This window comes from Nocardioides sp. YIM 152315 (genome assembly GCF_029210375.1).
Taxonomy (GTDB): domain Bacteria; phylum Actinomycetota; class Actinomycetes; order Propionibacteriales; family Nocardioidaceae; genus Nocardioides.
Genome location: NZ_JARGER010000018.1, coordinates 55,596 through 68,398 on the forward strand (window position 1 = coordinate 55,596; position 12,803 = coordinate 68,398).

Below are 12,803 nucleotides of genomic sequence, written 5' to 3' on the forward strand. Positions count from 1 at the left end.
GGGGGACGCGAGATGACCACCGCGGATCCCCTCGACAGCGGCCACGACCGCTCCGCCGTCGGCGCCTGGTACGCCTCCGCCCGTGCCGCGCTCGACCGGCCGCTGACGGCCTACTACCTGCTGCTCGGCGCGTCGGCGCTGCTGCTCACGATCGGGCTGATCATGGTGCTGAGCGCGTCGAGCGTCTACTCCTACGAGCACAACGACGGCAACTCCTACGCCATCGTGACCCGCCAGCTGGTGTGGGTGGTGATCGCGATCCCGTGCGCCTTCGTCGCCTCCCGGATGCCGATCGGCGTGGTGCGCGGGCTGGCCTGGCCCGCACTGGTGGTCTCGATCGTGCTGCTCGCGCTGGTGCGGGTCCCCGGGCTGGGCCGTACCGTCAACGGCAACACGAACTGGCTCGGCGTCGGGCCGTTCACGATCCAGCCCGCCGAGATCGCCAAGCTCGCGATCGTGCTGTGGGCCGCCCACATCTATGCGCGCAAGGACAAGCGGCTCACGAACCTCCACCACGTGCTGATGCCCGTGCTGCCGGGCATCGGGGTCGTGATCGTGCTGGTCATGCTCGGCCGCGACCTCGGCACCGCGCTCGTGCTCTTCGCGATCCTGCTCGCGGTGCTGTGGGTCGTCGGCGCGCCCGGCCGGCTCTTCGCGATGATGCTCTCGACGATCGGCGTGCTGGCCTTCTACCTCGCCACCACCAGCCAGCACCGGCTCGACCGCCTGATGACGTTCACCGACCCGTTCAAGGACTACCACTACGCCGGATGGCAGCCGGCCCACGGCCTCTACGCGCTCGCCTCCGGCGGGATCTTCGGCCAGGGCATCGGCGCAAGCCGCGAGAAGTGGGGCACCCTCCCCGAGGCGCACACCGACTTCATCTTCGCCGTCCTGGGCGAGGAGCTCGGGCTGGTGGGCACGCTGCTGGTGATCGCGCTCTTCCTCACGATCGCGTACGCCGCGGTGCGTGTCGCGACCCGCACGACCGAGCCGTTCGTGCGCTACCTGACCTTCGGCATCGTCGTCTGGCTGCTCGGTCAGATGATCATCAACGTCGGCATGGTGCTCGCGCTGCTCCCGGTCATCGGCATCCCGCTGCCCCTGGTCTCCTACGGTGGCTCGGCCCTCGTGCCCTCGCTCGTCGCGCTCGGCCTGCTGATCGGCTTCGCGCGCCGCGAGCCGGAGGCGGCGCGGGCGCTCGCGCAGCGCAGGAGGCTCCGCTCGGCCGGCCTCTCCGCGGGCCCCCGTCCCAACTAGGGTTGTCGACGATGCGCGTTCTCCTCGCCGGCGGCGGCACCGCCGGACACACCTCGCCCCTGCTCGCCACCGCAGACGCGATCCGGCGGCTGGCCCCCGACCTCGGCATCGAGCCCGAGATCACCTGCCTCGGCACGCCCCGCGGCCTCGAGAACCGGGTGGTCCCCGAGGCCGGCTACCCGCTCGAGCTGATCCCGCCGGTCCCGCTGCCGCGCCGGCCCAACGCCGATCTCGTCAAGGTCCCGGCACGCCTGCGCGCGGCGGTGAAGGAGACGCTGGCGGTCCTCGACCGGGTGCGGCCCGACGTCGTCGTCGGCTACGGCGGCTACGTGTCGATGCCGGCCTACCTCGCGGCGCGCCGCCGCAAGCTGCCGCTGGTGCTGCACGAGCAGAACGCCGTGCCCGGCCTGGCCAACAAGGCCGGCGCGCGGGTCGCCCAGCGCGTCGCCGTGAGCTTCCCCGACACGCCGCTGCCCCGGGCGGAGTACGTCGGCCTGCCGATCCGTCCCATGATCTCGGGCCTCGACCGCGCGCGGCTGCGCGCGGAGGCGCGCTCCTTCTTCGGCCTCGACGCCGACCGGCCGACCCTGCTCGTGACGGGTGGCTCGCAGGGGGCGCGCCGTCTCAACCAGTCGGTCTCCGGCGCCGCTGGAGCCCTCGCGTCGGCCGGGGTCCAGGTGCTCCACGTGGTCGGCCCGCAGGGCGAGGCGTCGCCCGACGCCGGCGCGGACAGCGACGTGCCGTACGTCGTGGTCAACTTCGTCAACCGCATGGACCTCGCCTACGCCGCCGCCGACCTGGTGGTCAGTCGCGCCGGGGCCAGCAGCGTCACCGAGGCCGCGGCCGTCGGGCTGCCGGCGGTGTTCGTGCCGCTGCCGATCGGCAACGGCGAGCAGGAGCACAACGCCCGGCCCGTCGTCGACGCGGGCGGCGGCCTCCTGGTCGCCGACGCCGACCTCACCACCGAGTGGGTGCTCGGCACGATCCCGCACCTGGCCAACGACGCCGACAAGCTCGCCTCCATGGGCGCCGCCGCTGCTGCGCTGATCCCGCGCGACGCCGACGAGCGGCTCGCGCGCATCGTCTTCGAGGCGGCCCGCAGGTGAGGATCCCCGTCCCCGCCGAGATGCTCCCGGTCGAGCGCCTCGGCCACGTCCACTTCGTCGGCATCGGCGGCGCCGGACTCTCCGGCATCGCGCGCCTCATGCTGGCGCGCGGCACCAGCGTCAGCGGTAGCGACGGCGTCGACTCCCCGACGCTCGCCGCGCTGCGCGGTCTGGGCGCGACCGTGCACCTCGGCCACGCGGCCGAGCAGGTGGCGGACGCCGACACCCTCGTCGTCTCGACCGCCGTGCGCGAGGACAACCCCGAGTACGTCGAGGCGGTGCGCCGGGGGCTGCGCCTGCTGCCGCGGTCGGCCGCCCTCGCCGCGGTGATGGCCGACCGCCGGGTGGTCGCCGTCGCCGGCACCCACGGCAAGACGACGACGACGTCGCTCCTGACGACCGCGCTCCAGGCCGCAGGGGCGGACCCGACGTACGCCATCGGCGGCGAGCTCACCGCGACGGGCGTCAACGCGGCCGAGGGCTCGGGCGACCTCTTCGTGGCCGAGGCCGACGAGAGCGACGGCGCGTTCCTCCACTACGCGCCGCACGCGGCGATCGTCACCAACGTCGAGGCCGACCACCTCGACAACTGGGGCACGGAGGCGGCGTACGTCGCGGCCTTCGACGAGTTCGCCGACACCGTCGACCCCGACGGGTTCCTGGTCTGCTGCGTCGACGACCCCGGTGCGGAACGGCTCGCCGAGCGGGCGCGCGGGGCCGGGCGTCGTGTCGTCACCGTGTCGACCCGGGGCGCGGCGGACTTCGGGCCGGACGCCCTCGCGGGCGTCGCGCTCTGGTCGCCGGGGGAGCACTACCTCGCCGACGCGCTGGCGGCGCTGGCGGCGGGCGTGACGCTCGGCTTCGACGCGACCCAACTGGCGCGCGGCATCGCGTCGTACACCGGCACCAAGCGGCGCATGGAGCGCAAGGGCGAGGCCGGCGGGGTGCGGGTCTACGACAGCTACGCCCACCATCCGACGGAGATCGCGGGCGATCTCGAGGCCGCGCGGGTGGTCGCGGGGGAGGGACGCGTGGTCGTGGCCTTCCAGCCGCACCTCGTCTCCCGGACCCGGATCTTCGGCGAGGCGATGGGCGCCGCGCTCGGCGCCGCCGACGAGGTCGTGGTGCTCGACGTCCACCTCGCCCGCGAGGACGCCGACCCCGCGGTCACGGGTGCGCTCGTGGCGGGCGCCGTGCCGCTGCCGGCCGAGCGGGTGAGCTTCGTGCCCGACTTCGACGCCGTCGCGGCCGCGCTCGTCGAGCGCGCCCGGCCGGGCGACCTGGTGCTGACGCTCGGCGCCGGCACGGTCACCGAGGTCGGTCCCCGCGTCCTCGACCTGCTCTCGCGCGGGCCCGTCGATGGCTAGGCGCCGCGACCCCGACGAGACCCAGGGCTTCGACGCGCTCCGGGCGGCCCACGAGGACGGTCCGGAGCCGGCCGCCGACCCGGCGGTCGTGCGGAGCCGGCGCCGGTTCGCCCGCCGCCAGTGGGCGCGACGCTGGCTGACCTGGAAGCCGCTGCTCGCCGTCGTGCTGCTGCTCGCGCTGGCCGCGGGCGGGTTGTGGCTCGTCTACTTCTCCTCGTACCTGTCGGTCCAGGGGGTGTCGGTCGTGGGGGAGGACCAGCTCACCGCCGCCGAGGTCGAGCGCGCCGCCGCCGTACCGACCGGCGAGCCGCTCGCCACCGCGGACCTCGACCGGATCCGGACCCGTGTCGAGGCGCTCGCGCCGGTGAGGTCGGCCGACGTGACCCGGAAGTGGCCCGACGAGGTGCTGATCACCCTCACCGAGCGCCAGGCGGTCGCCGTGGTCAGCATCGGCGGCAAGCTGCGCGGCCTCGACGAGGAGGGCGTGGACTTCCGCGACTTCGCCCAGGCGCCGCCCGACCTGCCCCGCATCGAGAGCGCCGCCGACACCGGCACGGAGGCGCTCCGCGAGGGCGCGCTCGTGGTGGCCGCGCTGCCCGGCGACCTGGCCGCGAAGGTCGATCACGTGGACGTCGAGACCGTCGACGAGATCGCGCTCGCGCTCCGCGACGGCCGCGAGGTGGTGTGGGGGAGCGCGGCGGAGTCCGACGTCAAGGCGGCGGTGCTCGCCGACCTGCTCGCCGTCGCGCCCGACGCCCAGCGCTACGACGTGAGCGTCCCCGGGCAGCCCACGACCCGCGCGCAGTAGCGGGTCGTCCGCCTCTCGAGGGTGCAGCGCACCGCGTCGGGCGGACGACCCGGCGTGTCGCCACGAAATGCCCCGGCCCGCTGCCTACTGTCTTCAGCACGGCGAGGTTGACATAACTATAACCCTCAGGTTGAGGGTCAGGGTTGATGACACGCCGACCGGACCACATCGGAGCAGACCCGCACAGACCCCGCACAGACCCCGCACAGACCCCGCACAGACCGCAACAGACCGGCACGATCCGAACGAGCAGCGAGAGGCGAGATCGCCGTGGCAGCAGCACAGAACTACCTGGCCATCATCAAGGTCGTGGGCATCGGTGGTGGTGGTGTCAACGCCGTCAACCGGATGATCGAGGTCGGCCTCAAGGGCGTCGAGTTCATCGCGATCAACACCGATGCGCAGGCCCTCCTGATGAGCGACGCCGACGTCAAGCTCGACATCGGCCGCGAGCTCACCCGCGGGCTCGGCGCGGGTGCCAACCCCGAGGTGGGCGCGAAGGCGGCCGACGACCACGCCGACGAGATCGAAGAGGTGCTCAAGGGCGCCGACATGGTGTTCGTCACCGCGGGCGAGGGCGGCGGCACCGGCACGGGCGGCGCGCCCGTCGTCGCGCGGATCGCGCGCTCGCTCGGCGCGCTCACGATCGGCGTCGTGACCCGCCCGTTCGCCTTCGAGGGGCGCCGCCGCGCCAACTCCGCCGAGGAGGGCATCGCGCAGCTGCGCGACGAGGTCGACACCCTCATCGTGATCCCCAACGACCGACTGCTGTCGATCAGCGACCGCAACGTGTCGGTGCTCGACGCGTTCAAGCAGGCCGACCAGGTGCTGCTGCAGGGCGTCTCGGGCATCACCGACCTGATCACCACCCCGGGCCTGATCAACCTCGACTTCGCCGACGTGAAGTCGGTGATGTCCAACGCCGGCTCGGCCCTGATGGGCATCGGCTCGGCGCGCGGCGACGACCGCTCGGTCGCAGCGGCGGAGATGGCGGTGTCCAGCCCGCTGCTCGAGGCGAGCATCGACGGCGCGCACGGCGTGCTGCTCTCGATCGCCGGTGGCTCCGACCTCGGGCTGTTCGAGATCAACGAGGCCGCAGCGCTCGTCGCCGAGGCCGTGCACCCCGAGGCGAACATCATCTTCGGCGCGACCATCGACGACGCGCTCGGCGACGAGGTGCGGGTGACCGTGATCGCCGCCGGCTTCGACGGCGGTCAGCCGAAGCGCCGCGACGAGGGCGCGGTCCTGCGCCGCGACCCCCGCCCGCAGCAGACGCAGGCCGAGACGCGGGCTGCCGCCCAGGCGGTCGCGACCCGCCAGTCCGAGGCCGAGAAGCCGCGGGAGAAGGTCGACGCCGCACCGGCCCGGCCGGCCCAGGAGTCCCGCCCGACCCAGCCCGCGCCGCGGCAGGCACCGCCCCAGGTCCAGTTCGACGACGACGACCTGGACGTGCCCGACTTCCTCAAGTGACGTTCCGCTTCCACGACACCGTGCCGGTCGACACCGGCACGGTGTCGGTCGCGTTCACCGACCGGAGCCTCGACCTCGGCGACCTGGCGCCCGACGGGTTCCGCGGGGCCGCCTTGGCGGCGCTCGCCGAGGCCACCGGCGCGACGCCGTACCTCATGCACCAGGTCCACGGCTCTGACATCCACGTCGTCGACGACCCGGCCGAGCCGCGCCCGGACGCCGACGGCCTCGTCACCTCGCGGGCGGGCATCGCCCTGCTGGCCCGCGCCGCCGACTGCGTGCCGGTGCTGCTGGTCGCCCGGACCGGCGAGATCGGCGCCGTCCACGCCGGCCGCGAAGGGGTACGCCGGGGCGTGGTGTCCGCGGCCGTCGAGCGGCTGGTCACGCTCGGCGCCACCGATCTCCGCGCCTGGGTGGGGCCGCACATCTGCGGGAGCTGCTACGAGGTGCCCGACCGGATGCGCACCGACGTCGCGACGGCCGCGCCGGCGACCCATGCCACGACGAGCTGGGGCACGCCCGGGCTCGACCTCGGTGCCGGCGTCGTGGCCGAGCTGGGCGCGGCCGGGATCCCGGTCGTCGAGGTCGGCGGCTGCACGCGCGAGGACGACACGCTGCACTCCCACCGGCGCGACGGCGCAGCCGCCGGGCGGCTGGCGGGCGTCGTCTGGAGGACACCATGACCCGGCGCTGCCGGTCCGGCGGTGACTCCTCCACAATCTCGCCGGCCCAGAAGGTGGACCTCCCACCGCCACCCGGTGCAGCGCCGGGTGGGCGGTGGCCCCTCCACGCTTCCGCCGGCCGAGACGGTGGATCTCCCACCGCCACCTTGGAGGGCGCCGCGTGAGCCGCCGGGCCGAGATCGCCGCCAACCTCGCCGCGGTGCGCGAGCGGATCGCGGCGGCCTGCGCCGACGCGGGGCGCTCGCCCGACGACGTACGCCTGGTCGTCGTCACCAAGTACTTCCCCGCCGCCGACGTGCGGCTGCTCGCGGACCTCGGCGTCACCGACGTCGGCGAGAACCGGCACCAGGAGGCCGAGGCCAAGGCGGCCGAGTGCGGCGACCTCGGGCTGTGCTGGCACTTCATCGGCGGCCTGCAGAGCAACAAGGCCGCGGCGGTCGCGTCGTACGCCGACGTCGTCGAGTCGGTCGACCGGGTCAAGCTGGTGGGTCCGCTCGACCGCGGCGCACACCCGCGCCCGCACCCGGTCGACGTGCTGCTCCAGGTCAGCCTCGACCCGCCGGACCGCGACGGTCGCGCGGGCGCCGACGCGGGCGACCTGCCGGCGCTGGCCGCCGCGGTCGCGGAGGCGGGGATGCTGCGGCTGCGCGGGCTGATGGCCGTCGCCCCGCTCGGGGAGGACCCCCGAGCGGCCTTCGAACGGCTGGCGCGAATCCGCGAGGACTTCGTCGCCGAGCACCCCGACGCGACCTGGCTCTCGGCCGGGATGAGCAGTGATCTCGAGCACGCCGTGCGCGCCGGCGCGACACACGTGCGCATCGGGTCCGCGGTGCTCGGTTCGAGGCCTCGGCTCAAGTAGGGTCCCAATCACCACTAGTGCGTCCCCGCCGGGGGCGCGGAGTTCCGGAGGACGACAGTCATGAGCGGCGCGATGCGCAGGATCGGCGAGTACCTCGGCCTGCTCGAGGACACCGGACGGTACGACGACGAGTACGACTCCTACGACGAGTACGAGACCCAGGAGACCGCCCCGGTGGCCGCGCGCAAGCGCGAGACCCGCCCCGCGCCGGTGTCCGACCTGGCGGAGCGGCGCCGCGCGACCGCGCCGGCGGGTGGCCCGACCGGCGTCGTCGCCGAGCTGTCGCGCATCACGACACTCCACCCGCGCACCTACAACGAGGCCCGCACCGTCGGCGAGAACTTCCGCGACGGCACGCCGGTGATCATGAACCTCTCCGAGATGGACGACGCCGACGCCAAGCGCCTCGTGGACTTCGCGGCCGGGCTGGTCTTTGCGACCCGTGGCACCATCGAGCGCGTCACCAGCAAGGTGTTCCTGCTCTCGCCACCGAACGTCACGGTGGCCGCCGAGGACAAGCAACGGATCGTCGAGGGCGGCTTCTTCAACCAGAGCTAGGACGCGGCGTACGTGCAAACCGTTGGTCTGATCATCCAGGTAGTGCTGTGGGTCTTCATCGCACTCCTGTGGGTGCGCTTCGTCGTCGACTGGGTGCAGATCTTCGCGCGGCAGTGGACGCCGCGCGGAGCACTGCTGGTCGGCCTCGAGGGCGTCTACTCCGCCACCGACCCGCCGATCAAGGCGCTGCGCCGGGTGATCCCGCCGCTGCGGCTCGGGAGCATCTCGCTCGACCTGAGCTTCCTGATCGTGATGATCGGGGCATACATCCTGCTCTCGCTCAACGGGCGGATCCTGCTGAGCTGAGAGTGGGCGCCGTGCTGGATGGACCCGCTGGATGCTCCGGGGACCCGCACAGGCGCTATTGTTCGACGGACAGCAACTCTGACGAGAATGAATGGGTGAGGTCATGCCGCTGACGCCTGAGGACGTGAGTAACAAGCGCTTTACTCCCGTCCGGCTCCGCGAGGGCTACGACATGGGCGAGGTCGACCAGTTCCTCGACGAGGTGGAGGCGGAGCTGGCGCGGCTCACGAAGGAGAACGACGACCTCAGGTCGAAGCTGTCGGCCGCGCAGTCCGGCGCTCCGGTCCCGGCGCCCGCCCCGGTCGTCGAGGAGAAGAAGCCGGAGCCGACCCCGGCCCCCGCGCCGATCCCGGAGCCCGTGGTGGCCGCGAGCCCGGTCGAGACGCTTCGCGTGGAGACCGTCCCCGACGCCTCGAACGCCGCCGCGCGCCTGCTGGAGATCGCCACCCGCAACGCCGACGAGCTGGTCGAGGACGCCAAGAACGAGGCCGACAAGATCATCGCCGAGGCTCGGACCAAGTCCGAGCGGCTCGACGTCGAGTCCCGCACCAAGGCCGACCGCCTCGAGGCGGACGCCCGCACCCGGGCGCAGATGCTGGACTCCGAGACCGCCGAGCGCCGCCGCCAGATGTTCGGCGAGCTCGAGACGGAGCGCGACAAGCTCAACTCCGAGGTCGAGCGCCTGCGCTCGTTCGAGCGTGAGTACCGGTCCCGGCTCAAGAGCTACTTCAGCCAGCAGCTCGAGGCGCTCAACACCGGCTCCGAGGCGCCCACCTCGTCCGGTGAGGAGACGCCCGCTCCCAAGCGACTGCGCTCGATCCTCGGCGAGGACGACGGCTGACCGCTGCCGAACAGTCGACACCGGCCGGTCCCCGCGGGGACCGGCCGGTGTCGTGTTCCACGGTGAGTCGGGTTTGAGGGGGTCCCGGCGCTCGGCTACCCTCCCTGCACCCACTGTGGCACGACGCACAGGCGCCCCAACGGCCGAGGAGGCCCGCTGATGGCTCGCAGCACCAGGAAGTCGATCGCCGGAAAGGCGACGGCGGCAGCCCGGAAGGTGGTCGCGCGCAAGACCCCGGCCGCCAAGGCGACCACGGGCTCGGGCTCCTCGTCGAAGAAGGCAGCGGCGAAGAAGGCTCCCGCGAAGAAGGCTCCCGCCAAGAAGGCTCCGGCGAAGAAGGCTCCGGTCAAGAAGGCTGCGGCGAAGAAGGCTCCGGCGAAGGTGGCGGCCAAGAAGGCGGCGCCCGCCAAGAAGGCGCCCGCCAAGAAGACTGCGGTCAAGAAGTCGACGGCGACGAAGGCCGCTCCGGTCAAGAAGGCCCCGGCCAAGGTCGCCGCCAAGAAGGCGCCCGCCAAGAAGGCGCCCGCCAAGAAGGCTCCGGTCAAGAAGGCTCCGGTCAAGAAGGCTCCGGTCAAGAAGTCGACGGCGACGAAGGCCGCTCCGGTCAAGAAGGCTCCGGGCAAGGTCGCCGCCAAGAAGGCGGCGCCCGCCGAGAAGGCTCCGGCGAGGAAGGCCCCGGCCACACAGACGGCACCGAAGACGGCGCCGAAGACGGCCAAGAAGACAGCCAAGAAGACAGCCAAGAAGACAGCCAAGAGGACGGTCAAGAGGACGGTCGCGAAGACGACGGCGCCCCGCAAGAAGGCGGCCGTCAGCTCGCTCGTCGTCCAGGAAGGCGAGTCGGCCTGGACCAAGGCCGAGCTCAAGGAGGTGCTCGACGAGCTCCACGAGCAGCGAGCCCACAGCCTCGAGATCGTCGAGGGGCTCGACTCCGAGCTCAACGGCCTGATGCGCGACTCGGGCGACGGTGCCGGCCAGGACCAGGCCGACGTCGGCGCGAGCACGTTCGAGCGCGACCACGAGCTCACCGTCCTCAACAGCGAGCGCGACAAGCTGGCGCAGATCGAACGGGCCCTGACCCGCATCGACGACGGCACGTACGGCGTCTGCGAGTCGTGCGGGAACCCGATCGGCAAGATGCGGCTCATGGCCTTCCCGCGTGCCACACTGTGCATGACATGCAAGCAGCGCGAGGAGCGTCGCTGACCGGCGACCAAGAGGTGGACCCACCGGCTCGACCCCGCGCATCGCGAGCGCGGCTGCTCACGGTCTTCGGGCTGGTCGCGGCCACGGCGTACGCCGTCGACGTCGTCTCGAAGGTCCTGGCGGTCGACCGGCTGACCGACAGCGCCGACGTCGAGGTCGTCGGCGACTTCCTCGTGCTCCACCTGGTGCGCAACTCCGGCGCGGCGTTCAGCACCGGCACCGGCTTCACCGAGGTCTTCAGCGTGCTGGCCACGGTCGCGGTGGTGGCGATCCTCTGGTTCGTCCGCAAGGTCGGCAGCGTGGTGTGGGCGGTGGCGCTGGGCTTCCTGCTCGCCGGCGTCGCGGGCAACCTGACCGACCGCCTGCTGCGCGAGCCCGGTCCGCTGCGGGGGCACGTCATCGACTTCTTCATGCTGCCCAACTGGCCGGTCTTCAACGTCGCCGACATCTGCATCAACATCGCCGCCGGGCTGATCCTCGTGCAGGTCTTCCGGGGCGTGCACCTCGACGGACGCCGCGAGACGAAGGACCCCGCCGCGGACCCGTCCGAGGAGCCGGCGGAGTGAACGCCGAGCACCGGATCCTCCCGGTCCCCGAGGGACTCGCGGGGGAGCGGGTCGACGCCGCGATGGCACGCCTCTTCGGTCTGTCGCGCACCCGCGCGGCCGACCTGATCAACGCCGGGCAGGTCGAGCTCGACGGTGCGGCGGTCGCGAAGAGCGACCGGGTGCTGCCCGGCGCCATCCTCGACGTCACCATCCCGGTCGAGGCCGACCCGCTCGAGGTCGTGCCCGAGGTGGTCGAGGGGATCAAGATCATCCACGACGACGACGCGATCGTCGTGATCGACAAGCCGGTCGGCGTCGCCGTGCACCCCTCACCGGGCTGGACCGGACCCACCGTCGTCGGTCACCTCGCCGGGGCCGGCTTCAGGATCTCCACCAGCGGCGCGTCCGAGCGGCAGGGCATCGTGCAGCGCCTGGACGTCGGCACCTCCGGCGTCATGGTGATCTGCAAGTCCGAGCACGCCTACTCGGTGCTCAAGAACGCCTTCCGGCAGCGCACCGTCGACAAGACCTACCACGCCCTCGTGCAGGGACACCCCGACCCGCTCGAGGGGACGATCGACGCGCCGATCGGGCGGCACCCGAAGGCCGACTACAAGTTCGCGGTCATGGCCGACGGTCGCCACAGCGTCACCCACTACGAGACGCTCGAGGCACACCGGTTCGCCAGCCTGCTGGAGATCCACCTCGAGACCGGCCGGACCCACCAGATCCGGGTGCACATGGCCGCGCTCAAGCACCCCTGCGTCGGCGACCTCACCTACGGCGCCGACCCCACGCTCGCCAAGCGCTGCGGGCTGGAGCGGCAGTGGCTGCACGCCGTACGCCTCGGCTTCGAGCACCCGGACTCCGGCGAGTACGTCGAGTACGAGTCGAGCTACCCCGACGACCTCGCCCGGGCGCTCGAGGTGATCAGGGATGCCCACTGACGCCGTGACGGACCTCGTGCTCCGGCCCGCCGGTGCCGAGGACGCCGCCGCCATGGCCGACCTGTACTCCGCGGCCCGGGTCGCGGCGGTCCCGCAGATGCCGTCGGCGATGCACACCAACGCCGAGGACCGGCACTGGATGGCGGGCCAGCTCGCGCGGGACGACCACGAGGGGTGGGTGGCCGAGCGCGACGCAGCGATCGTCGGCTACGCACTGCTCTCGCCGACGTGGCTGGACCATCTCTTCGTGCACCCCGAGCACCTCGGCTCCGGCATCGGCTCGGTGCTCCTCGACGTGGTGAAGTCGGTGCGGCCCGACGGCTTCGCGCTGTGGGTGTTCGAGAGCAACGCCGGCGCCCGGCGCTTCTACCTCCGGCACGGGCTGGTCGAGCTCGAGCGCACCGACGGGTCCGGCAACGAGGAGAAGGCCCCCGACGTCCGGATGGCCTGGCCCGGCGCCGACCCACTCGCCTTCCTCCGCGGCCTGATCGACGACGTCGACGAACAGCTGGGCGACCTGCTCGCCCGCCGAGTCGCGCTGACCCGGGCCGTCCAGGGCATCAAGCCCGACACCTCCCGCGACCCGGTCCGCGAGCGCGAGATCGCGGCGACGCTCGCCCGGCGGGCCCCCGAGCTGGGCGAGGAGCGCCTGGCCCGCATCGTGCACACGATCATCACCGAGAGCCTCGACGCCGCTGCCGGCGGCGGTTGAGGGGTGGTTTCGAGACGGGACTTCGTGCCTCCTCAACCACCGGGCTGGCGCCTGTCTCGAAACCACCGCTGTCGGAGCGTCCTCCTAAGGTGAGCTCAGCGGTCACGTAGGCTGGCGTCCTTCCCCAACCCG

Annotated in this window: 14 protein-coding genes; all 14 read left to right on the forward strand. The window is 72.7% G+C overall.

The genetic code is table 11. The features are described 5' to 3' along the window. Positions 1–12: 12 nt before the first annotated feature. The 14 genes from ftsW to PZ894_RS05885 all read left to right on the forward strand — a co-directional run bounded on the left by ftsW (position 13) and on the right by PZ894_RS05885 (position 12,671). Complete coding sequence (gene ftsW / locus PZ894_RS05820; RefSeq protein ID WP_275743350.1) at positions 13–1,260, forward strand: putative lipid II flippase FtsW; 1,248 nt, start codon at positions 13–15, stop codon at positions 1,258–1,260. An 11-nt stretch (positions 1,261–1,271) separates the two neighbouring features. Beyond that, positions 1,272–2,366, forward strand: a complete 1,095-nt coding sequence (gene murG / locus PZ894_RS05825) for an undecaprenyldiphospho-muramoylpentapeptide beta-N-acetylglucosaminyltransferase (RefSeq protein WP_275743352.1) — start codon at positions 1,272–1,274, stop codon at positions 2,364–2,366. Next, on the forward strand, positions 2,363–3,733 hold the full coding sequence (gene murC, locus PZ894_RS05830) for a UDP-N-acetylmuramate--L-alanine ligase (protein ID WP_345799137.1): 1,371 nt from the start codon (positions 2,363–2,365) through the stop codon (positions 3,731–3,733). The genes murG and murC overlap by 4 nt, the downstream gene beginning before the upstream one ends. Beyond that, positions 3,726–4,541: an FtsQ-type POTRA domain-containing protein gene (locus PZ894_RS05835; protein WP_275743354.1), complete on the forward strand. Its 816-nt coding sequence runs from the start codon at positions 3,726–3,728 to the stop codon at positions 4,539–4,541. The genes murC and PZ894_RS05835 overlap by 8 nt, the downstream gene beginning before the upstream one ends. 270 nt (positions 4,542–4,811) lie before the next feature. After that, on the forward strand, positions 4,812–6,011 hold the full coding sequence (gene ftsZ / locus PZ894_RS05840) for a cell division protein FtsZ (RefSeq protein WP_275743356.1): 1,200 nt from the start codon (positions 4,812–4,814) through the stop codon (positions 6,009–6,011). Beyond that, positions 6,008–6,694: a polyphenol oxidase family protein gene (locus PZ894_RS05845; RefSeq protein WP_275743358.1), complete on the forward strand. Its 687-nt coding sequence runs from the start codon at positions 6,008–6,010 to the stop codon at positions 6,692–6,694. Before ftsZ ends, PZ894_RS05845 begins: the two co-directional genes overlap by 4 nt. 160 nt (positions 6,695–6,854) lie before the next feature. Next, on the forward strand, positions 6,855–7,553 hold the full coding sequence (locus PZ894_RS05850) for a YggS family pyridoxal phosphate-dependent enzyme (protein WP_275743360.1): 699 nt from the start codon (positions 6,855–6,857) through the stop codon (positions 7,551–7,553). Positions 7,554–7,613: 60 nt separating this feature from the next. Continuing rightward, positions 7,614–8,111 carry a cell division protein SepF gene (locus tag PZ894_RS05855; RefSeq protein ID WP_275743362.1) on the forward strand — a complete coding sequence of 166 codons (498 nt, stop codon included), beginning with the start codon at positions 7,614–7,616 and terminating at the stop codon, positions 8,109–8,111. A gap of 12 nt (positions 8,112–8,123) precedes the next feature. Beyond that, a complete protein-coding gene (locus PZ894_RS05860) occupies positions 8,124–8,417 on the forward strand; it encodes a YggT family protein (RefSeq protein ID WP_275743364.1) in 294 nt (97 codons plus the stop codon). Positions 8,418–8,520: 103 nt separating this feature from the next. After that, on the forward strand, positions 8,521–9,258 hold the full coding sequence (locus PZ894_RS05865; RefSeq protein WP_275743366.1) for a DivIVA domain-containing protein: 738 nt from the start codon (positions 8,521–8,523) through the stop codon (positions 9,256–9,258). A gap of 159 nt (positions 9,259–9,417) precedes the next feature. Continuing rightward, on the forward strand, positions 9,418–10,464 hold the full coding sequence (locus PZ894_RS05870; RefSeq protein WP_275743368.1) for a TraR/DksA family transcriptional regulator: 1,047 nt from the start codon (positions 9,418–9,420) through the stop codon (positions 10,462–10,464). Continuing rightward, complete coding sequence (gene lspA, locus PZ894_RS05875; protein ID WP_275743370.1) at positions 10,437–11,030, forward strand: signal peptidase II; 594 nt, start codon at positions 10,437–10,439, stop codon at positions 11,028–11,030. Before PZ894_RS05870 ends, lspA begins: the two co-directional genes overlap by 28 nt. Beyond that, the gene (locus tag PZ894_RS05880; RefSeq protein WP_275743372.1) at positions 11,027–11,959 is read left to right on the forward strand and encodes an RluA family pseudouridine synthase; all 933 of its coding nucleotides are present in this window, start codon (positions 11,027–11,029) and stop codon (positions 11,957–11,959) included. Before lspA ends, PZ894_RS05880 begins: the two co-directional genes overlap by 4 nt. Then, positions 11,949–12,671, forward strand: coding sequence for a GNAT family N-acetyltransferase (locus PZ894_RS05885; RefSeq protein WP_275743374.1), 723 nt, complete (start codon positions 11,949–11,951; stop codon positions 12,669–12,671). The genes PZ894_RS05880 and PZ894_RS05885 overlap by 11 nt, the downstream gene beginning before the upstream one ends. The last annotated feature ends 132 nt before the right edge of the window (positions 12,672–12,803 follow it).